The sequence below is a fragment of the Sodalis sp. RH21 genome (assembly GCF_047324175.1).
In the GTDB taxonomy this organism is placed as follows: domain Bacteria; phylum Pseudomonadota; class Gammaproteobacteria; order Enterobacterales; family Enterobacteriaceae; genus Acerihabitans.
Genome location: NZ_CP178732.1, coordinates 4,859,634 through 4,878,646, shown reverse-complemented (window position 1 = coordinate 4,878,646; position 19,013 = coordinate 4,859,634). Strand labels below are relative to the sequence as shown.

Below are 19,013 nucleotides of genomic sequence, written 5' to 3'. Positions count from 1 at the left end.
CTTTTTTTTCCCCTTGAAGCGTAACTGAACGCCCCCATCTTAATCACCACGAGGCAGGGCGTGAACGCATGCCCGGCATTCATCCCGAAACAGATACGGACTTTCTTAAGGAGAGCTTTCAATGAAAATTCGTCCATTACATGACCGCGTTATCGTCAAGCGCAAAGAAGTTGAATCAAAATCCGCTGGTGGCATTGTTCTGACCGGTTCCGCGGCGGGTAAATCCACCCGTGGCGAAGTGCTGGCAGTCGGCCATGGCCGCATCCTTGAAAATGGTGAAATCAAAGCACTGGATGTGAAAATCGGCGACATCGTGATTTTCAACGACGGTTATGGCGTGAAAGTAGAGAAGATCGATAACGAAGAAGTCCTGATCATGTCCGAAAGCGACATTCTGGCTATCGTTGAAGCGTAATTTGCGCGTAATCATCTGAACTGAACGAATTTAAGGGAAATTCAAATGGCAGCTAAAGACGTAAAATTCGGTAATGACGCTCGCATCAAAATGCTTCGCGGCGTAAACATTCTGGCAGACGCAGTTAAAGTTACCCTGGGCCCTAAAGGCCGTAACGTGGTGCTGGACAAATCCTTCGGCTCGCCTGTCATTACCAAAGACGGCGTGTCAGTGGCGCGTGAAATCGAACTGGAAGACAAGTTCGAAAACATGGGCGCGCAAATGCTCAAAGAAGTTGCCTCTAAAGCGAATGACGCTGCGGGCGACGGCACCACCACCGCTACCGTCCTGGCTCAATCCATCGTCAACGAAGGCCTGAAGGCGGTTGCCGCCGGCATGAACCCGATGGATCTGAAACGCGGTATCGACAAAGCGGTTATCGCCGCGGTTGAAGAACTGAAAAAACTGTCCGTACCTTGTTCCGATTCCAAAGCCATCGCCCAGGTAGGCACCATCTCCGCCAACTCCGACGAAACCGTTGGTAAGCTCATTGCCGAAGCCATGGGCAAAGTGGGCAAAGAAGGCGTAATCACCGTTGAAGAAGGCTCCGGCCTGCAAGACGAGCTGGACGTCGTCGAAGGCATGCAGTTCGATCGCGGCTACCTCTCCCCGTATTTCATCAACAAACCGGAAACCGGCACGATCGAACTCGAAAGCCCGTTTATCCTGTTGGCCGACAAGAAGATCTCCAATATCCGCGAAATGCTGCCGGTACTGGAAGCCGTGGCCAAAGCAGGCAAACCGCTGCTGATTATCGCTGAAGACGTTGAAGGCGAAGCGCTGGCTACCCTGGTGGTCAACACCATGCGCGGCATCGTTAAAGTTGCGGCCGTGAAAGCGCCGGGCTTCGGCGACCGTCGTAAAGCCATGCTGCAGGATATCGCCGTACTGACCGCCGGTACCGTGATTTCTGAAGAAATCGGCCTGGAACTGGAAAAAGCCACCCTGGAAGATATGGGTCAGGCTAAACGTGTGGTTATCACCAAGGATACCACCACCATCATCGACGGTATCGGTGATAAAGCCATCATCGAAAGCCGCGTTGCGCAGATCAATCAACAGCGTGACGACGCCACTTCCGATTATGACCGTGAAAAACTGCAGGAACGCGTTGCCAAACTGGCCGGCGGTGTTGCCGTGATCAAAGTTGGCGCCGCAACTGAAGTTGAAATGAAAGAGAAAAAAGCCCGCGTGGAAGATGCCCTGCATGCGACCCGTGCGGCCGTGGAAGAAGGCGTGGTTGCCGGCGGCGGCGTGGCGCTGATTCGCGTGGCGAACAGCATCACCGACCTGCGTGGCGATAACGAAGATCAAAACGTCGGTATCAAGATTGCCCGTCGCGCCATGGAAGCTCCGCTGCGCCAGATCGTGGCCAACGCCGGTGAAGAACCTTCCGTGATTGCCAACAACGTTAAAGCCAGCAACGGTAACATGGGCTATAACGCGGCGACCGAAGAGTACGGCAACATGATCGACATGGGTATCCTGGACCCGACCAAGGTAACCCGTTCCGCACTGCAATATGCGGCTTCAATCGCCAGCCTGATGATCACGACCGAATGTATGATCACCGACCTGCCGCGTGAAGACAAAGCCGATTTAGGCGGCGCCGGCGGCGGCATGGGCGGTATGGGCGGCATGGGCGGCATGATGTAATGCCCCTGTTGCGCCGATAGCGTTAAAAAAACCCCCGTTTACGGGGGTTTTTGTTTTTTTGGCAAAAAATTATCAACCGGCCCGTTTTTAAGGTATAAACAGGGGACGGTATGGGCGAGGTAAACAGCGGTTAATCCTCCGCTGACGGTTGCCCAATGGAAAGCACGGTGCACAGCAAAACTTTTGCCGGACATATCATAATTCGAGGAAAACGATGCAAATCAAATTTCTACTCTGTCTTTGTGCAGGCACTTTGTTATTAGCGGGATGCAGCAGTACTAATCAGTTGACCGCGGGCGGCCAGGCGGTGAAATTCACCGATACCCAGCCGGGCAGCGAGTGCCGGGCCATCGGCACCGTTATCGGCACGCAAAGCAATTGGCTATCCGGGCAGGGCGGCGAAGGCAGTTCCATGCGCGGCGCGGCTAACGATCTCAGGAATAAAGCGGCCGCCATGGGCGGCAACGTGATTTATGGCACTTCAAGCCCGGTTTCGGCGAAAGAAACCTATTTAGCCAGCTTCGTTCCGTTTGACAGTAAAATCCAGGGCCAAGTCTTCAAGTGCCCTTAGTCTGTCCGGCGCCGTTTCATCGTCCCGTCCATTGGGACGATGAAATCCGTCACCGCTGACGTAATCCCAAATCCAGCAGGGTCTTGCTGCGTTCCCCGCCGATTTCCCGCGCCAGCCGCGGAACCAGATACCCAGAGACTTTAGTCAACAGTTGCCCCATGATGGCCTGGGCTTCCCGGTCATCGACCATGAAGTGCGCGGCTCCCTGCACTTTATCCAAAACGTGCAAATAATAGGGCAGTATCCCGGCGCCGAACAGGGCTTCGCTTAATGCCGCCAGCGTATCGGCGTTATCGTTCACCCCGCGCAGCAGCACGCTTTGATTGAGCAATGTCACCTGCGCCAGGCGCAGCTGCGCCATACTTTCCCTTAGCGGCCGGTCAATTTCGTTGGCATGGTTGATATGGGTAACCAGCACCACGTTAAGCCGGCAGCTTGCCAGCCGCTGGCACAGCGCGTGGGTGATGCGCGCGGGGATCACCACCGGCAGCCGGGTATGAATGCGCAGGGTCTTGATATGGGGTATGGTTTCCAGCTGGCTGATTAAATCATCCAGCTCATGGTCTTTGGCCATCAGCGGATCGCCGCCGGACAAAATTATTTCGTTCAGTTCCGGATGGAGACGGATATACTCCACTGCTGCGGACCAGTTGGCTTTATTGCCCTGGTTATCCTGATAAGGGAAATGGCGCCTGAAACAATAGCGGCAATTGACCGCGCAGCCGCCTTTAACCAGGAGCAACGCGCGATTGCGGTACTTATGCAGCAGGCCCGGCACCACGCTTTGCTGTTCATCCAGCGGATCGGTGCTAAAGCCGGGCACCTGCTGGAACTCCTCGCGTAAAGTGAGGACTTGCCGCAGCAGGGGGTCCGCCGGATTACCCGGCTCCATGCGCGCCACGAACGCCTTTGGCACCCGTAACGGGAATAAGCGCCGCGCCTGCGCGCCGGCGCGCAGATCCGGATAGTCGCTGAGTTGTAATTGTTGCAGCAGTTCGACGGGATCGGTGATGACATCGGCAAGTTGACGCAACCAATCTTCTCTAGTTGGGGTGTTTCGGGTTACAATATCTGCCATTTTTTTGGCTTAATTACCAAGTTTATATTAAGAGGACCACCATGGCGTCTTATAGTACCAATGAATTCCGTTCCGGTCTCAAAATCATGCAGGACGGCGAGCCGTGCGCGATCATTGATAATGAGTTCGTAAAACCGGGCAAAGGACAGGCGTTCAACCGCGTCAGAATCCGCAAGCTGATTTCCGGCAAGGTACTGGAAAAAACGTTTAAATCCGGCGACTCCGTTGAAGCGGCCGATGTCATGGATATGAACCTGACTTACCTGTACAACGACGGTGAGTTTTGGCATTTTATGAATAACGAAACCTTTGAGCAACTGGCTGCCGATGTAAAAGCGGTGGGCGAAAACGCCAAATGGCTGGTAGAGCAGGCGGAGTGCGTGCTGACCCTGTGGAACGGCCAACCCATCGCCGTGACCCCGCCTAACTTTGTCGAGCTGGAAATCACCGACACCGACCCCGGCCTGAAAGGCGATACCGCCGGCACCGGCGGCAAACCCGCTACCCTCACCACCGGCGCGGTAGTCAAGGTTCCGCTGTTCGTGCAGATCGGTGAAGTGATTAAAGTGGACACCCGCTCGGGTGAATATGTTTCCCGTATAAAATAATGGTTAACCGGCAATAACGCTAACGCGCGATTGCCGGTCTTCGCGGAACGTAAGGAATACGGCGGTTAGGTTCTTCAACATGATAAAACTGATCGTTATCGCGCTGGTAATGACGGCGATCCTTAGCGGCTGCAATACCGCGCGCGGGTTTGGCGAGGATATTCAGCATCTGGGCGGCGCCATCAGCCGCGGTGCGAGCAAGTGACCCGCCGGCGCCCGATATGTAAATAGTCCTAAATGTGCTTTTATCGCCACTTTGCTGGTCTAAAACACCGATTGTTTACTATGCTTAAAGAGTAAGTTTTCTCAAGCAGTACTTTGTTGTTCTTGCATGGAATATCTTAACGGAATCCGCTTCCTGACGGTACCGGTGATTAACCGGCGCCGTCGCGGAAGAATGAATGATTGCCAAAGGGTGTTCCGCAGAAAGTATTATGCCGAAAGCTCTTTATTCAAAAGGAAAAAATCATGTTGAAGAAAAGTATCATTGCCCTTTTATCGGTAATCGTTTTATCGTCTCTGACCGCCTGTAATACCACCCGTGGCGCTGGCGAAGATATTTCGGCCGGCGGTCAAGCCGTACAGCGCGCCGCACAATAAGCTTAAGTCACTCGCTACGGCTATGCGCGGTAGCGTAGTAACGCCGGCGGTACCGCGCCGGTTGTCCCGCATTGCATCAAGCATAAGTTAAGTATTGTCATAGCCACAAGCTAAGGCAATACTGCTACGCGTAGGACGCCCTATCGCGTATCTTTATTCTTCCGGGGACGGCCCCAATAATTATTGAGGTCGTACTCCATGCCATGGTTAATTCTCGTTTTCGCCGGTCTGCTGGAAACCGTATGGGCCGTTGGGCTTAAATACACGGACGGGTTCACCCGCCTGTGGCCTTCGGTCATTACTGCGATTGCTATGCTCACCAGCATCATGCTGCTGGCGTTTGCCATGCGTTCACTGCCGGTGGGCACCGCCTATGCGGTCTGGAGCGGCATCGGCGCGGTGGGGACCGCGCTGGTGGGCATGGTATGGCTGGGCGAGCCCGCGCAGCCGCTGCGTATCGCCAGCCTGGCGCTGATCGTGGCCGGCATCGCGGGGTTAAAATTTTCCGCGCATTAATCTACATCAACGCCGGGATCAGGACTGGTTGACCCAGATAAGCTGGTCCACCGCAAAACCAAGGCGCGCCGCCTGTTCGAGCAGTTTGCCGCGCGCGGCTTCCGGCAATGTTTTGGTGCGGGCCAGAATCCAGAGATAATCGCGGTTAGGGCCCGATACCATGGCGTAGCCATAATCCGGGTCCAGCGCTATCACGTGATATCCGCCGTAAAACGGCCCAAAAAACGATACCTTCAGCGCGCCCACCCGCGGGGAGCCTAGGAAATAGGCTTTGCCGCTGCTTTGTTGCCAGCGCTGCTTAAGCGGCGAAAAGCCTTTATTGACCACGTTCACGCCGCCGTCATCCCGCAGGCTATATTGCGCCGTCACATGATCCAATCCCCGTTCAAAACGATGATCCAGCCGGGCTATTTCATACCAGGTGCCCAGATAGCGGTTTACGTCAAAATTATCCACCGCGGTTACGCCTGTCGGGGGACTGACGCTGCACGACAGCGACAGTAACGATGACAGCATCAGTGCGGTCGTTCTCCATATACGCATAGGAATTCCGTGAGTTAGCCTGGATGAACGTCAAGTGTAGCCGTAAACGCCGGGGACTGGCGCGCTGGCGCGAAGAATACGCGTTGGCGGGCATGGGCTGCCCGCCGGTGCCGGCACGGCGCTCAGAGCGTGACGATGCCGATTACGGTGACTACGCTCAGAATGGCCGCCAGGCCGTAAAACACCCAGTGGGATGCGGCGATATGGATTTTCAGGTCATGCATGGAGTGATGGATACGGTGCAGACCGCACCATAAAGGCAAAATAATCATCAGCAGCCAGAATATCCGCCCGACGAGGCTCTGGCTGAAAGCCAGAATGCGCTGATAGCTCAAGGCCTCCGGATACCAACCGAGCGGTAACAATATGCCCACCACGAAAATCATTACCGGTGCGACAATGGCGCACCACATGCCGCCGGCGCCGAACAGGCTCCAGAAAATCGGTTCGTCGGCGCGTTTAGGAATCGGGTTCATCATGGTTCTCCTGTTTTCCAGACGGGCAGGCCGGGCTATATCAGCCCCAGCGCCACGGTCAAAATGGCTACCGTCACGACCGCGGTCACGATCCATAAGCTAACGATAAACGGCAGCGGCCCCACTTTGGCGTTGTTATAGATCACCACGGTGGCTTTGGGCGCCAGTACGAACCAGGTGGCGGTATGCAGCACCGCGGCCAGCAGGGTAAGGAAATTGAGCGCCAGGACCACCGGGTTTTGCAAAAACGCCACAAAGGCCAGCCAGCCCGGCTCGCCGCTTTTCAGGGCAAACAGCCCATATATCAGTTCGATACTAAACCAGACCGCCGGTATGGCCGTCCCTTCGCGCAGCATATAAAAGCGGTAGAACCCCAGTTTTTGCCACCAGTTTGACGGCATGTCGCGTATATAGGGTTTACGTTTGGTTGTCATCACGATCATTGTTCCTTAGCGGGGTTTCAGCACCGCAATCATAAAATCTTTGGCGCTTTCGACTTTACTTTGCTGAATGGCCGCGGCCGGGTCCACATGCTTCGGACACACTTCGGAGCAGTACCCCACGAATGTGCAAGACCATACGCCGTTGTCGCCGTTTAACTGCGGCATCCGTTCTTCTTTGCCCCGATCCCGGCTATCGAGATTGTACCGGTGGGCCAGGGTAATCGCCGCCGGGCCGATAAATTCGGGGTTCAGGCCGAACTGCGGGCAGGCGGCGTAACACAGTCCGCAGTTAATGCAGCCCGCGAACTGGTGATATTTCTCCATTTGCGCCGGCGTCTGGCGGTTGGCGCCGTCCGCGGGTTGGCGATCGTTGCCGATAATCCAGGGTTTGATGGCGCTCAGGCTCTCGATAAAATGGGTCATATCCACCACTAGATCGCGCTCGATGGGGAAGTGGTTCAACGCCGCCACATTCATCCCGTCCGGGTAATCGCGTAAAAACGTTTGGCAGGCCAGCTTGGGCACCCGGTTGACCATCATGCCGCAGGAACCGCAAATAGCCATCCGGCACGACCAGCGGTAGGACAGGTCGGGCGCCAGGTTGTCCTTGATATAGCCCAGGGCGTCGAGCAGGGAGGTTTGCTGATCATAGGGCACGTCAAAGGTCACGCCGCGGGGCGCATCATCGTGTTCGGGGTTATAGCGCATGATGTTAAGCCTGAGCATCGCAGAGTCAGTCATGGGTGTGGCGCTCCTCGGTAGCCGGTTGCCGGGTATCCCCCGCACTGCCATAGACCCGCCGCGCCGCCCTCAGCCGCCACCGTGTGGCTGCGCATGGGATATACTTTGGAAATCAGGGCGATGTTAAGCGCGGGATCGGCTTGCGCCGCGGCAATGGCCGCGCGCAGGCCCGCGCCGACGATGATCACATCTGCTTGATAGGTTTGCACTGCTACCTCCAGAGATATTGATGCAATGGGTAAAACCAGGTCATATTGCGCCAGCTGTTCCCGGGAAGATCGCTGATATGCATCGGGTAAATAGCCGGCGGGCCAGGGGCTGTGGTTCATAGGGACCCTGTGGTTTACCAGGACGCAGTATAGCCATTAAGCCGCGGCGGAAAGTTGATATCCCTAGCCGTTTTGTATTCAGCCGGATAGATGGATGATTTAATCATTGGCCATGAACAAGGTTTGTTTGCCCGGCGGGATAAAGGTAGACTTCATCCCCTGTTTAAGCGGAGAAAACGTTATGAGCGAAATGGCAAGCTGGTTACCTAGCGCCCCCATCGCGAACCTATTAAAAAGGGCTGCCGTCATTACCCAGATCAGGCAGTTTTTTACCGATCGCGGGTTATTGGAGGTCGAAACCCCGGCCATGAGCCAGGCGACGGTAACCGATATCCATTTGTTCCCTTTCCAGACGCATTTTGTCGGGCCCGGCGCCGCGCAGGGTATCCCGTTGTTTTTAATGACCAGCCCGGAATATCATATGAAGCGCCTGCTGGCGGCGGGCAGCGGGCCGATTTTCCAGATAGGGCGCAGTTTTCGTAACGAAGAAGCCGGCCGTCACCATAATCCCGAATTCACCATGCTGGAGTGGTATCGCCCCCATTACGATATGTACCGCCTGATGAATGAAGTGGATGATTTGCTGCAACAGACGCTGGATTGCGACAGCGCCGAAACCGTTTCTTACCAGCAGGTGTTTATCCGCCATATCGGTATCGATCCGCTTTCGGCCGACAAAACGCAGCTGTGCGAAGCGGCGGCGAAATTGAATCTGTCCGGGGTGGCCAGCATGGAAGAAGATCGCGACACCTTGCTGCAATTGCTGTTCGCCATGGGCGTGGAACCGAATATCGGCCGCGATAAGCCGACTTTTGTTTATCATTTTCCCGCCACCCAGGCATCCCTGGCGGAGATCAGTACGGAAGATCACCGGGTGGCCGATCGTTTTGAAGCCTATTTCAAGGGTATCGAACTGGCCAATGGTTTTCGCGAACTGACCGACGCCACCGAACAGCGCCAGCGTTTTACCCAGGACAACCGCAAGCGCGCCGCGCTGAATTTGCCGCAGCAGCCCATCGATGAAAATCTGCTGGCGGCGCTGGAGCACGGCATCCCCGAGTGTTCCGGGGTGGCGCTGGGCGTGGATCGCCTGGTGATGCTGGCATTAAAAGCCGACAGTCTGGCGGACGTTATCGCCTTCCCGGTCGATCGCGCTTAAAGGGAACCGGATTTAAAGGTCGTGGTGCGCTTTGCGGTTTCCATGCGTACCTGGAACGGCGGGAACGGCATTTCCAGTCCATGCTCGCGATAGCCTTCCAGGATCAGTTGGTTGAGCTGGTGGCGCAGCGGCATGCGATGGCCCATTTCCGCCGCGTGCACCCGCAGGTCGAACAGCATAATCCCTTGCTGTAAATCCACCAGGTAGGCTTCCGGCGCCGGGTTTTCCAGCACCAGCGGGCAGCGCTTGGCCGCATTAAGCAAAATGTGGGTCACTTGCTCGCTGTTGGCGTCGGTCGGCGCCGGAATGGTCAAGACGATGCGGGTTACGGAGTCCGATAGCGACCAGTTCACGAACTGCTCGGTGATAAAGGCCTTGTTCGGCACGATAATTTCTTTGCGATCCCAATCGGTAATCGTGGTGGCCCGGGTATTGATGCGGGTGATATTGCCGGTAAGATCGCGGATGGTTACGGTATCGCCGATACGGATGGGTTTTTCGAATAAAATCATCAGGCCGGAGATAAAATTGGCGAAAATCTCCTGCAGGCCGAACCCCAGCCCGACGCCCAGGGCCGCCACCAGCCACTGCAGTTTTGCCCATTCGATGCCCAGCCACGAAAAGCCGATCAGGCCGCCAATCAGCATCAGCATATATTTGGTAATGGTGGTTATGGCGTAGCCGGTGCCCGGCGTCAATTCCAGATGCTGTAATAGCGCCAGCTCCAGCAGCGCCGGCAGGTTCCTCACCAGCTGCGTGGTGATGATCAGCACCATGACCGCGATCAGCACCGCGGCGAGGGTGATGGACTGGATGCTTTCCGGTCCCTGCGCCGAGGAACTGACATCCCACAGGTGAATATTTTCCAGAAAGCCGAAGGCCGAATGGATCTCCGACCATAACCAAATCACCGAGATAAACGCGATCAGCGTCAATATCGATCGCACCAGCCGCAGCGACTGGGCGCTGATGGTATCCAGATCGACAATCGGCTCATCCACTTCGGCGGCGGCTTCGCTCAGCTGGGAAGGGGATAAATCGTCCTCATGGCGCGCCCGATGGGCCAGGATCTCCGCCCGCCGCTGCTTGGCGCGCTCAAAGGCGATGCGCCGGCGCTGAATAAACATCCAGCGACGGATAATATGGTAAACCACCAGCAGGAAAAACCAGATGGCCACCGAGGTTTCCAGCCGGGCCAGCAGGGCCTGCGCGGTGGCCAGATGGCCCAGGCAGGCGGCTACCGCCGCCGCCAGCGGCGCGCACAGCAGCAGGTTCCACAAGGTGCGGTTGACCACGTTATCCCCGGACCCGGTTTTATCCAGATATAGCGGAATGCCGGCCCGCTTCAGGCTGCTGGTGACCAGGCTCAGGGCCGCGCACAGCAAGACAAAACACAGCCTGCCCAGCGTGCCGGAGAACTCGCGGTCGTTCAGGTTATCAAAGGTAATCAGCGCCATGATCAGCGGTACGATCAGGCCGATGGACAGGGTGTAATAACGCATCGCCCGCGCCACCCGGCGTACCGGCCAGCCCAGGTGTACGATAAACAGCCCCCTAGGATGGGCGAAGTGGGCGCTTACCATAAACAGCCATAATACCGGTACCGTGGCGGTAACGCCGTCGCCGATGGCCACCGCCACCGGATAGGGCCAGGCGTGCTGCAGGCCGTAGCCCAGGGCCGCCCACAGCACCGGCAGGGGCAGGGCGACCACGATCGACCAGAACACGGTGCGCAGGGTGAGATAGAAATAGTCCTGATTGACTTTACCGACCTTGCTGGCCGAACGATCCAAAAAGGCGTGGTAATGCCGGCGCGAGCTGATGCTGAACCCCACCAGCAGCAGGGCGCCAAACAGCGGGATCAGCGTCTCCTGGCTGGTTACCATCATGATCAGGGCGCTGCTGAGCTGGGTAAAGGTATCCAGGGAGATTAAGCGGCGCAGATCCTGGGCCAGATGGATCGGGAACGACAAGGCGAGCGGGCTGACGTCCGCCACCCAGAACAGATAGCGGTGGGCGGCCTCCTGGATCTCCGTCATCGCTTCCACCAGCTGGCTGTTGGCCACTTTTAATTTGGTCAGTTCCAGGATCTGGGTATCGTAACCGGATAATAGCGAATTGAGCAGATCGCGCTGGGTGCGCAACTGGGCGTCCATGATGCGGCTTTGCTCCGCCGTCAGCGGCGAACCGTCGTCCTGCTTGCTTTGGGCCAGTTGGGGCAGCTTGTCCATCAAATCTTCATAATGCAGGCGGCTGACCCGCAGCTGCGCCATATCGCTGTCCAATTGCTGGGGCTTGGGCAAGTCGGGCAAGCGCGACACCTGGGCGCGCAGGGTTTCGCCCAGCGCCGGAGAATCCCCCAGCCACTGGGCCTGTTCGCGCAGGGTGCTCAGCGCCTGCCTGACCTGCAGCGTCTGCGAAGCGGCCTGGCGCTGCTGGGAGGCAATCAGATCCATGCGCTGGGCCTGCTCGTTCAACGCCACCGACAGCTCGCGGTTTATCTGCAACTGGGCGCTGATAACGGACGGCAAATCGCCGCTTTGCTCGGCCAATTGTTCGGTGCGCTCCAGCACCCGCTCCGCTTCCTGTTGACGCAGGCTGTTAAGGCGGTTGCGCAACGCCTGCAAATCCATATCGACCCGATCGTGGCGCTTTTTCAGGTTATCCATACGCAGGCGCGACAGTTCCTGACGATTGTTGGCGCTGAGCTGCGCCAGCTCCAGCTCATTGACTTTAGCGCGCCGGGCGGCGGCTTCCGCCTGGAGCAGGGTGAGATTGGCCTGGCCCAGCGGCGCGGCGGAACCCGCGCTCAGCGATTGCAAACGCTGTTCAATTTCGCTTAACGCTTTGCGCGCTTCGGTCTGTTGCTGGGGCAATTGTCCCAGCGAATCGCTGATTTCCCGGGCGGATTCCTGCTCCTGCCGTAGCTGCCGCGCCAGTTCCAGCAGTTGGCTGCTGGTCTGGAGCACCAGTTGCTCAAGTTCGCTGACCGATAATTTGGCGCTGACTTCGCTGGTTTTGTCGCGCCCGCTTTCCTGGCCGTCGCGCAGCTCCTTGGTCAGTTTCGGGAAATTATCGATGGCGTTTTGATATTGGGCGGCGCGCTCGGCGGACGCTTTGCTTTCGGTAATGAAATTCAGCGCGCCCTGCAATGCTTCCGCGATTTCAGCCTGATTGGCCGCACCTTTATTGGCCTCGATCTGCTGCAGATCTTTTCTGATCTGGGCTTCATCGGGGGCGGTGGCGGCAAAAGAGGGGGCGGCGAGCAGCCACCCCAGCAGTACGATAATAATCAGGCGCAATCGGGTTCTCTCCGGTTGAACGGCGATGATTTATGGCAAAGGACTATCGGACCGGACGATCCCGTCGGCGAGGCGTTGGCCCACCCGGGTCGCGCCTGTGCTATGCAGATGATCGCCGAGCAACACGCTGTCGCGGGCGAACAGATTCACTACCGTAGAGCCGAGTTTAAAGCGGCCCATCTCCTGGCCTTTGAGAAACACCACCGCGCCGTCTTCGTCCGCCCGCGGGTACTGCCAGCGTTTGATAATGCCCGGGCGCGGGGGCGTGACCGTCCCTGACCAGGTGGTTTCAATGCTGCCCACAATGGTGGCGCCGACCAGGATTTGCGCCATCGGCCCAAAATCAGTGGCGAACATGCAAATCAGGCGTTCGTTGCGGGCAAACAGATTCGGGATGTTGGCGGCGGTCAGCGGGTTGACGGAAAACAGCTCCCCCGGCACATAGATCATCTCGCGCAATATCCCGTTACAGGGCATATGCACCCGGTGATAATCCCTGGGCGCGAGATACGTCGTGACAAACGCGCCGTCGCGAAACGCCTCAACCAAGCGCTCATTGCCGGCCAGCAAGGCTTCCAGGCTATAATTATGTCCCTTGGCCTGGAAAATCTGCTCGCCGTCTATGGGGCCGGATTGGGAAATAATGCCGTCCGCCGGCATCACCAGCACATTCGGATCGCTGTCGATGGGGCGCACGTCGTCGCGCAAGGGACGGGTAAAAAAGTCATTGAACGTGCGGTACGCCGCGATATCGGGCTGCTGCGCTTCCTGCATGTCCACCCGGTAGACGCGCACGAACAAATTGATTACCAGCCGGGTCAGCCAGCCCGCCTCCCGCTCGGCCCCCCAGCCAGCGAGTTGAGTCAGCCAACGCTTTGGCAATAGATGCTGCAATGCTATTTTGATGCGATCGAGCACGGAAACCTCATACCTTTATGGAAAATAAAAAAAATACCGGGGAAAAATTGTAGCGGTGGTCAGGATAAATGTCAGTGATCGGTTTCGGAAAATGATTTACGTGTTTTTACCTGCGACATGCTATCCAGAATCTGATGATAATTCTCAAAACGCACCTCGGAGATCAGCCCTTGCTCCACCGCGGCGCGAATGGCGCAGCCCGGATCCGTATCGTGGCGGCAGTCGCGGAATTTGCAGTGGCCGATATAATCCCTGAATTCGACAAAACCCTGGGTCACTTGTTCCGGCTCCAGATGCCATAAACCGAATTCGCGCACTCCGGGGGAGTCGATGAGCTGGCCGCCGCTCTTGAAGTGGTACATGCGCGCGGCGGTGGTGGTGTGCTGCCCCAGCCCCGAGTTATCGGAAACGGTATTGACCACGATCTGCGCCAGTTCCGGCGGTAGCAGCGCGTTGAGCAAACTGGATTTGCCGACGCCCGACTGCCCGGCGAAAATGCTGATGCGATCCGTCAGCGCCGTTTCCAGCAGGTCCATCCCTTCCCGGGTCTGGCTCGATACCATGATCACCCGATAGCCGATGTTGCTATATACTTCCATGGTTTTGTCCACCCAGGCCCGTTCTTTGGCCTCAAGCAGATCGATCTTGTTCAGTACGATCAGCGGTTCCACTTCCACGGTTTCGCAGGCCACCAGATACCGATCGATGATATTCACCGACAGCTCCGGCAAGATCGCCGAGACAATCACGATCTGGTTCATATTGGCGGCGATAGGTTTTACGCCGTCATAGAAATCAGGCCGGGTCAGCACCGACGTGCGCGGGTGAATCGCCTCGATGATCCCTTTGATCCCGGCGGACGCTTCGCTGCCGGGACGCCATACCACCCGGTCGCCGGTGACCACCGACGCCAGGGTGCGGCGCAGGTTGCAGCGGTGGATGGCGCCATCGGCCGCTTCCACGTCGGCATGCATGCCGAAGCGGCTGATGACCGTGCCATCCTGGGCCTGGCCCAATAGGGAATCGTCCCAATCGACGCCGCGATCGCTTTTGAGGCGACGCTGATGGTTGGCCTGGACGCGACGCTGCTGGCCTTTGGACAGTTTATTTTTACTCACCGTGCCTCACTTGTAGCTCATGAATCGCCCGCGGCGATGAAAACGTCTATGATACACAGTATTCTAACAGAAACGCCGTAAAACCCTTTGCAACGAGAAAATCATGCCGGTAAATGAGAACAACCTGATTTGGATCGATCTGGAAATGACCGGGCTGGACCCGGAACGCGACCGTATCATCGAAATCGCTTCCCTGGTCACGGACGCCAATTTGAATATCCTGGCCGAAGGGCCCGTATTGGCCATTCACCAGTCCCAGGCCCAAATGGATCTGATGGATGACTGGAATGTGCGCACCCATACCGCCAGCGGGCTGGTGGCACGGGTCAAGGCCAGCACCCTGACGGAAGATGACGCGGTGGCCCAGACGCTGGCGTTTTTGCAGCAATGGGTGCCCGCCGGCAAATCGCCGATTTGCGGCAACAGCATCGGCCAGGATCGCCGCTTTCTGTTCCGCTATATGCCGTCGCTGGAGTCTTATTTCCATTACCGTTATCTCGATGTCAGCACCCTCAAGGAACTGGCGCGCCGCTGGAAGCCGGAAATCCTGGAAGGGCTGACCAAGAAAGGTTCGCACCAGGCCCTTGACGATATCCGGGAGTCGGTGGCCGAGCTGGCTTACTACCGGGAGCATTTTATCCGTCTCTGAGCCGCCGATGCGGCGCCCGCCGCCGTGAAAGACGCCACATTGGTGTTTTTATCGGCAGTTGAGCGAAAAGCGGAAGTTTTTGCCCGCCGGGGGCTTGCAGCGGAAATGTTTTCTCGTATAATGCGCTCCCCGTACCGATGCAAAATTATGTGGTATGCATCGCGGAATATGCACAGGATTCTTGGTCTTGCTTACGTGGTCTTTCTTACTTGGTATAAGCGGGTAAAGATCCAGAATCGGTGCAACAAAGCAATACGGAACAAACAGCGCGGGAATAGCTCAGTGGTAGAGCACAACCTTGCCAAGGTTGGGGTCGCGAGTTCGAGCCTCGTTTCCCGCTCCAAACGTTCCGCACGGCAAGGCCGGGCCGAAATACGATTCGGCAGGCATAAGCGACAAGATACTAAAAAGCGGGAATAGCTCAGTGGTAGAGCACAACCTTGCCAAGGTTGGGGTCGCGAGTTCGAGCCTCGTTTCCCGCTCCAATTAGGCGTCATGGCTCTTTGTTTCCTGGCCGTGACCCATTGAAAAAGGGCCTTTTGGCCCTTTTTTATTTGTAGCTTGGCGCATCGATTTTACCCTTATCCAAGGCGATGAGTGAAAATGTCCCGCGTACTGCGCGGCGGGACAAAAAAGTTGGCTTAGCGCTTGCCCATGCAAGCGAACCAGTCCATAATAGTGTCCATTCCGGAGTTGGGTTGGTAAAAAGCCATTTTTAATCAAAGGGTTGGACGCAAAATCCTCACCCATTCCCACTGTGGATTCGCGTGTTGGCGCCATCGGCGCCGGTAGTGGCAGTACGGAAGTCAACCATCTTTAAAGCGGGAATAGCTCAGTGGTAGAGCACAACCTTGCCAAGGTTGGGGTCGCGAGTTCGAGCCTCGTTTCCCGCTCCAATGCAAATCAATTGAGTTAATAAATTATACATTCTCCGTGTGGCGGCCTGCCTGCCCTGCGCGCCCGCCAGAAATGTTTTAAACAGAGTTATCCACAGTTTGCCCCGGTAATGATATTTTTCTCTAATCATTGTTTAAATCAAGTCATGTTTATAACCAATTGATATTACGCAATAAAAATTTATTAAAAAACGTCGTGGCTGCCTCTTGTCTTTTTTGTGACAGTTGATTGCCAAAGGTTTTTTATTTTTATCCACAGCGCGGAAGTTTCAAATCGTTATGCTATATTTGGTTGGGCCCCGCTACGCATCACGTAACAATCCTTTCTCAATCGATCTTACCAGCCGCTTGTGCTGCGGGGACTGGACGCTTATCGCCAATGACTTACGCCGCTGCTCTTGCTGCGCAAGCGCCCAGGCGACATGCACGTCCAGCAGCGGGTTTTCCCCCAGGCGCGATCGCAGGCTAAGCACGATATTATCTTCATAAGGCGCGTTGCCCAGGGCCACCGCCACATTGCGCAGCCAGCGCAAATGGCCGATACGCCGTATGGCCGATCCTTCGGTCATTTGCAAAAACCGCGCTTCGCTCCAGCCGAACAGCGTAATCAATTCCGGCGCATGCAGCGCGGCCCGCGGGCTGAAATCCTGTTCGCCGGTTAATTGGGAAAAACGATTCCACGGGCAAATCAGCTGGCAGTCATCGCACCCGTAGATACGGTTGCCAATCAGCGGCCGCAGCGCCTCGGGAATTTCGCCCTCCAGCTCGATGGTAAGATAAGAGATACAACGGCGCGCATCCACCGTATAAGGCGCCACTATGGCCCCGGTGGGGCAGGTGGTCATACAGGCGACGCAGCGCCCGCACTCCTCCGGCTGCGGCTGGTCTACCGGCAGCGGCAAATTGATCAGCAATTCGCCCAGGAAAAACCAGGAACCCGCTTCGCGATTTAAAATAAGTGAGTGTTTACCTACCCAGCCGATCCCGGCCTTCGCCGCCAGTTGGCGTTCCATAATCGGGGCGGAATCGACGAACGGCCGAAAATGCGCTTCGTGGCACCAATCCTGGATTTTGTTGCCCAACAGCTTAAGACGGCGACGTAATACCTTGTGATAGTCGCGTCCCAGCGCATAACGACTAACATAACCCAGACGGGGATTTTTCAGCGTGCTGGCGAAAGCGGCGTTGGCGGGCAAATAATTCATCCTGGCGCTTATGACCCTAAGCGTACCGGGTAATAACTCCTGCGGACGGGCGCGCAGCATCCCGTGACGGGACATCCAGTCCATATCGCCATGATACTGTTTGTCCAGCCAGGCTTGCAGGGCGGGTTCATGCGCGGAAAGATCGGTATCGCAGATGCCGACTTGTTGAAAACCCAGCTCCCGCCCCCATTGCTTAATGAGCCGGGCTAATTCTATCAAATCAAAAGGGTATGACATGGCGAACCGTAACAAGAATACAGACCGGATAAGTTTACCACACTCCGTCTACGGCGCGGAGTGGCTGCGGGGCTGGGAGGGCCAGGCCGCGGCGCTGGCGGGGGTATCCCTGTACCAACTTATGGAGCGTGCCGGCGCCGGCGCCTTTCGCACGCTTTGCTGGCTTTACCCTTTTGCCCGCCATTACGTGATCCTGGCCGGCCAGGGCAATAATGGCGGCGATGCCTATGTGGTGGCGCGCCTGGCCGCGGCGGGGGGCAAAACGGTGACCTTGATCGAATGCCCGGGGCGCAGCCCGCTGCCGGAACAGGCGCAATCGGCGCGCCAGGCCTGGCTTGACGCCGGCGGTACCATCCAGGACGCCGATACGCCATGGCCGCAGCAGGTCGATGTGATCGTCGACGGGTTACTGGGCACCGGCCTGAAAGGTGCGCCCAGGGAATCATTCAGCGCGCTGATTGAAGCGGCCAATGCCCATGCGGCGCCGGTGCTGGCGCTGGATATCCCTTCGGGACTGAATGCCGAAACGGGAGCGGTGGCCGGCAGCGCTATCCGCGCGGCGCATACCCAGACCTTTATTGCGTTAAAACCGGGACTGGTAACCGGCAAGGCGCGCAGCGTCACCGGGCAGTTGCACTATGATGATTTGGGGCTCGGCCCGTGGCTGCAACAGCAAACGCCGGTAATGGAAAGATTCACCGCCGCGCAGCTTACCCGCTGGCTACAGCCCCGCGACCCCTGTTCCCATAAAGGCGATAACGGCCGGCTGCTGATTATCGGCGGCGATCTGGGCCTGTCGGGCGCCATTCGCATGACCGGCGAGGCGGCGCTGCGCACCGGGGCGGGCTTGGTGCGGGTGCTTACCCGCGGGGAGAATATCGCCTCATTGCTCACCGCCAGGCCGGAACTGATGGTCGAACCTTTAACCGATGATTCCCTGCGCCAGGGGCTGGAATGGGCGGATGTCGTTGTCATTGGTCCGGGCCTGGGTCAAACGGATTGGGGAAAAAATGCGCTGCGTATCGCAGAAAATTGCACTAAACCTATGTTATGGGATGCCGATGCGCTGAACCTGCTGGCAATCAATCCCCAGAAACGTCACAATCGCATCATTACTCCTCATCCGGGGGAAGCCGCCCGCTTACTGAACAGTAAAACCGGGGTGATTGAAAGTGACCGCTTACTCGCCGCTAAAAATATCATCAAACGCTATGGCGGCGTGGTGGTGCTCAAAGGCGCCGGCACGCTGTGCGCCGACGCCGACGGTCATATGGCCGTGGCCGACGTGGGGAACGCGGGCATGGCGTCGGGCGGCATGGGCGATCTGCTGTCGGGCATTATCGGCGGTTTGCTGGCGCAAAAACTGTCGCTGTACGACGCGGCCTGCGCTGGCTGCGTCATACACGGCGCTGCCGCCGATTGGCTGGCGGCGGAAAAAGGAACGCGGGGCATGGTGGCCACGGATTTGCTGCCCGCGTTATATCAATTTGTTAATCCTGAATTAATCGCATAGA

Annotated in this window: 19 protein-coding genes, 3 tRNA genes and 1 pseudogene; 13 read left to right on the top strand and 10 right to left on the bottom strand. The window is 57.1% G+C overall.

The features are described 5' to 3' along the window. Positions 1–121: 121 nt before the first annotated feature. The 3 genes from ACL2XP_RS22570 (at position 122) to ACL2XP_RS22560 (ending at position 2,681) form a co-directional block, all read left to right on the top strand. Positions 122–415 (top strand): co-chaperone GroES, encoded by a 294-nt coding sequence (locus ACL2XP_RS22570; RefSeq protein WP_413735485.1) that lies wholly within the window; start codon positions 122–124, stop codon positions 413–415. A 45-nt stretch (positions 416–460) separates the two neighbouring features. Next, positions 461–2,110 carry a chaperonin GroEL gene (gene groL, locus ACL2XP_RS22565; protein ID WP_413735483.1) on the top strand — a complete coding sequence of 550 codons (1,650 nt, stop codon included), beginning with the start codon at positions 461–463 and terminating at the stop codon, positions 2,108–2,110. A gap of 214 nt (positions 2,111–2,324) precedes the next feature. Then, on the top strand, positions 2,325–2,681 hold the full coding sequence (locus ACL2XP_RS22560) for a DUF4156 domain-containing protein (protein ID WP_413735482.1): 357 nt from the start codon (positions 2,325–2,327) through the stop codon (positions 2,679–2,681). A gap of 49 nt (positions 2,682–2,730) precedes the next feature. Here ACL2XP_RS22560 and epmB read toward each other — a convergent pair whose 3' ends face one another. Then, positions 2,731–3,759: an EF-P beta-lysylation protein EpmB gene (epmB, locus tag ACL2XP_RS22555; RefSeq protein WP_413735480.1), complete on the bottom strand. Its 1,029-nt coding sequence runs from the start codon at positions 3,757–3,759 to the stop codon at positions 2,731–2,733. 41 nt (positions 3,760–3,800) lie between these two features. On the opposite strand from epmB, the gene efp reads away from it, so the two are divergent. The 4 genes from efp (at position 3,801) to sugE (ending at position 5,483) form a co-directional block, all read left to right on the top strand. After that, on the top strand, positions 3,801–4,367 hold the full coding sequence (gene efp / locus ACL2XP_RS22550) for an elongation factor P (RefSeq protein ID WP_413735479.1): 567 nt from the start codon (positions 3,801–3,803) through the stop codon (positions 4,365–4,367). Positions 4,368–4,476: 109 nt separating this feature from the next. Further along, positions 4,477–4,572, top strand: a complete 96-nt coding sequence (locus tag ACL2XP_RS22545) for an entericidin A/B family lipoprotein (RefSeq protein ID WP_413739261.1) — start codon at positions 4,477–4,479, stop codon at positions 4,570–4,572. Between the two features lie 263 nt (positions 4,573–4,835). Continuing rightward, complete coding sequence (locus ACL2XP_RS22540; RefSeq protein ID WP_413735477.1) at positions 4,836–4,967, top strand: entericidin A/B family lipoprotein; 132 nt, start codon at positions 4,836–4,838, stop codon at positions 4,965–4,967. A gap of 198 nt (positions 4,968–5,165) precedes the next feature. After that, positions 5,166–5,483 carry a quaternary ammonium compound efflux SMR transporter SugE gene (sugE, locus tag ACL2XP_RS22535; RefSeq protein WP_413735476.1) on the top strand — a complete coding sequence of 106 codons (318 nt, stop codon included), beginning with the start codon at positions 5,166–5,168 and terminating at the stop codon, positions 5,481–5,483. Positions 5,484–5,501: 18 nt separating this feature from the next. On the opposite strand, the gene blc is transcribed toward sugE, so the two are convergent. The 5 genes and pseudogenes from blc to ACL2XP_RS22510 form a co-directional block, all read right to left on the bottom strand. Beyond that, complete coding sequence (gene blc / locus ACL2XP_RS22530; protein WP_413735475.1) at positions 5,502–6,026, bottom strand: outer membrane lipoprotein Blc; 525 nt, start codon at positions 6,024–6,026, stop codon at positions 5,502–5,504. A gap of 122 nt (positions 6,027–6,148) precedes the next feature. After that, positions 6,149–6,505, bottom strand: coding sequence for a fumarate reductase subunit FrdD (gene frdD, locus ACL2XP_RS22525; RefSeq protein ID WP_413735473.1), 357 nt, complete (start codon positions 6,503–6,505; stop codon positions 6,149–6,151). A 32-nt stretch (positions 6,506–6,537) separates the two neighbouring features. Beyond that, on the bottom strand, positions 6,538–6,936 hold the full coding sequence (gene frdC / locus ACL2XP_RS22520; RefSeq protein ID WP_413739260.1) for a fumarate reductase subunit FrdC: 399 nt from the start codon (positions 6,934–6,936) through the stop codon (positions 6,538–6,540). Between the two features lie 15 nt (positions 6,937–6,951). Continuing rightward, positions 6,952–7,686, bottom strand: coding sequence for a succinate dehydrogenase/fumarate reductase iron-sulfur subunit (locus tag ACL2XP_RS22515; protein ID WP_413735472.1), 735 nt, complete (start codon positions 7,684–7,686; stop codon positions 6,952–6,954). A 44-nt stretch (positions 7,687–7,730) separates the two neighbouring features. Then, positions 7,731–7,895: pseudogene (locus tag ACL2XP_RS22510) on the bottom strand (FAD-binding protein); the annotation flags it as partial. A gap of 301 nt (positions 7,896–8,196) precedes the next feature. On the opposite strand from ACL2XP_RS22510, the gene epmA reads away from it, so the two are divergent. Beyond that, positions 8,197–9,174 carry an elongation factor P--(R)-beta-lysine ligase gene (gene epmA / locus ACL2XP_RS22505; RefSeq protein WP_413735471.1) on the top strand — a complete coding sequence of 326 codons (978 nt, stop codon included), beginning with the start codon at positions 8,197–8,199 and terminating at the stop codon, positions 9,172–9,174. Here the strand turns inward: epmA and mscM are convergent. The 3 genes from mscM to rsgA all read right to left on the bottom strand — a co-directional run bounded on the left by mscM (position 9,171) and on the right by rsgA (position 14,512). Continuing rightward, on the bottom strand, positions 9,171–12,476 hold the full coding sequence (gene mscM / locus ACL2XP_RS22500) for a miniconductance mechanosensitive channel MscM (RefSeq protein WP_413735469.1): 3,306 nt from the start codon (positions 12,474–12,476) through the stop codon (positions 9,171–9,173). The two genes, epmA and mscM, sit on opposite strands and share 4 nt — an antisense overlap. 30 nt (positions 12,477–12,506) lie before the next feature. Then, positions 12,507–13,394: an archaetidylserine decarboxylase gene (gene asd / locus ACL2XP_RS22495; RefSeq protein WP_413735468.1), complete on the bottom strand. Its 888-nt coding sequence runs from the start codon at positions 13,392–13,394 to the stop codon at positions 12,507–12,509. A 71-nt stretch (positions 13,395–13,465) separates the two neighbouring features. Further along, on the bottom strand, positions 13,466–14,512 hold the full coding sequence (gene rsgA / locus ACL2XP_RS22490; protein WP_413735467.1) for a small ribosomal subunit biogenesis GTPase RsgA: 1,047 nt from the start codon (positions 14,510–14,512) through the stop codon (positions 13,466–13,468). A gap of 103 nt (positions 14,513–14,615) precedes the next feature. Here rsgA and orn point away from each other — a divergent pair, with 103 nt between their 5' ends. The 4 genes from orn to ACL2XP_RS22470 all read left to right on the top strand — a co-directional run bounded on the left by orn (position 14,616) and on the right by ACL2XP_RS22470 (position 16,057). Next, on the top strand, positions 14,616–15,161 hold the full coding sequence (gene orn, locus ACL2XP_RS22485) for an oligoribonuclease (protein WP_413735465.1): 546 nt from the start codon (positions 14,616–14,618) through the stop codon (positions 15,159–15,161). Positions 15,162–15,429: 268 nt separating this feature from the next. Then, positions 15,430–15,504, top strand: a tRNA-Gly gene (locus tag ACL2XP_RS22480). Between the two features lie 67 nt (positions 15,505–15,571). Continuing rightward, positions 15,572–15,646, top strand: a tRNA-Gly gene (locus tag ACL2XP_RS22475). 336 nt (positions 15,647–15,982) lie between these two features. After that, positions 15,983–16,057 (top strand) — tRNA-Gly (locus ACL2XP_RS22470). A 302-nt stretch (positions 16,058–16,359) separates the two neighbouring features. Here ACL2XP_RS22470 and queG read toward each other — a convergent pair. Further along, the gene (queG, locus tag ACL2XP_RS22465; protein ID WP_413735463.1) at positions 16,360–17,499 is read right to left on the bottom strand and encodes a tRNA epoxyqueuosine(34) reductase QueG; all 1,140 of its coding nucleotides are present in this window, start codon (positions 17,497–17,499) and stop codon (positions 16,360–16,362) included. Between queG and nnr the strand changes: the two genes are divergently transcribed. Further along, positions 17,498–19,012, top strand: coding sequence for a bifunctional ADP-dependent NAD(P)H-hydrate dehydratase/NAD(P)H-hydrate epimerase (nnr, locus tag ACL2XP_RS22460; protein WP_413735461.1), 1,515 nt, complete (start codon positions 17,498–17,500; stop codon positions 19,010–19,012). The two genes, queG and nnr, sit on opposite strands and share 2 nt — an antisense overlap. The last annotated feature ends 1 nt before the right edge of the window (position 19,013 follow it).

What these genes read in the sequence shown, in the direction of transcription:
- epmA (WP_413735471.1), top strand. Translation starts at nt 8,197, where the DNA reads ATGAGCGAAATGGCAAGCTGGTTACCTAGCGCCCCCATCGCGAACCTA.
- queG (WP_413735463.1), bottom strand. Translation starts at nt 17,499, where the DNA reads ATGTCATACCCTTTTGATTTGATAGAATTAGCCCGGCTCATTAAGCAA.
- ACL2XP_RS22545 (WP_413739261.1), top strand. Translation starts at nt 4,477, where the DNA reads ATGACGGCGATCCTTAGCGGCTGCAATACCGCGCGCGGGTTTGGCGAG.
- frdC (WP_413739260.1), bottom strand. Translation starts at nt 6,936, where the DNA reads ATGACAACCAAACGTAAACCCTATATACGCGACATGCCGTCAAACTGG.
- orn (WP_413735465.1), top strand. Translation starts at nt 14,616, where the DNA reads ATGCCGGTAAATGAGAACAACCTGATTTGGATCGATCTGGAAATGACC.
- blc (WP_413735475.1), bottom strand. Translation starts at nt 6,026, where the DNA reads ATGCGTATATGGAGAACGACCGCACTGATGCTGTCATCGTTACTGTCG.
- ACL2XP_RS22540 (WP_413735477.1), top strand. Translation starts at nt 4,836, where the DNA reads ATGTTGAAGAAAAGTATCATTGCCCTTTTATCGGTAATCGTTTTATCG.
- ACL2XP_RS22515 (WP_413735472.1), bottom strand. Translation starts at nt 7,686, where the DNA reads ATGACTGACTCTGCGATGCTCAGGCTTAACATCATGCGCTATAACCCC.
- efp (WP_413735479.1), top strand. Translation starts at nt 3,801, where the DNA reads ATGGCGTCTTATAGTACCAATGAATTCCGTTCCGGTCTCAAAATCATG.
- groL (WP_413735483.1), top strand. Translation starts at nt 461, where the DNA reads ATGGCAGCTAAAGACGTAAAATTCGGTAATGACGCTCGCATCAAAATG.
- frdD (WP_413735473.1), bottom strand. Translation starts at nt 6,505, where the DNA reads ATGATGAACCCGATTCCTAAACGCGCCGACGAACCGATTTTCTGGAGC.
- ACL2XP_RS22570 (WP_413735485.1), top strand. Translation starts at nt 122, where the DNA reads ATGAAAATTCGTCCATTACATGACCGCGTTATCGTCAAGCGCAAAGAA.
- nnr (WP_413735461.1), top strand. Translation starts at nt 17,498, where the DNA reads ATGGCGAACCGTAACAAGAATACAGACCGGATAAGTTTACCACACTCC.
- epmB (WP_413735480.1), bottom strand. Translation starts at nt 3,759, where the DNA reads ATGGCAGATATTGTAACCCGAAACACCCCAACTAGAGAAGATTGGTTG.
- sugE (WP_413735476.1), top strand. Translation starts at nt 5,166, where the DNA reads ATGCCATGGTTAATTCTCGTTTTCGCCGGTCTGCTGGAAACCGTATGG.
- ACL2XP_RS22560 (WP_413735482.1), top strand. Translation starts at nt 2,325, where the DNA reads ATGCAAATCAAATTTCTACTCTGTCTTTGTGCAGGCACTTTGTTATTA.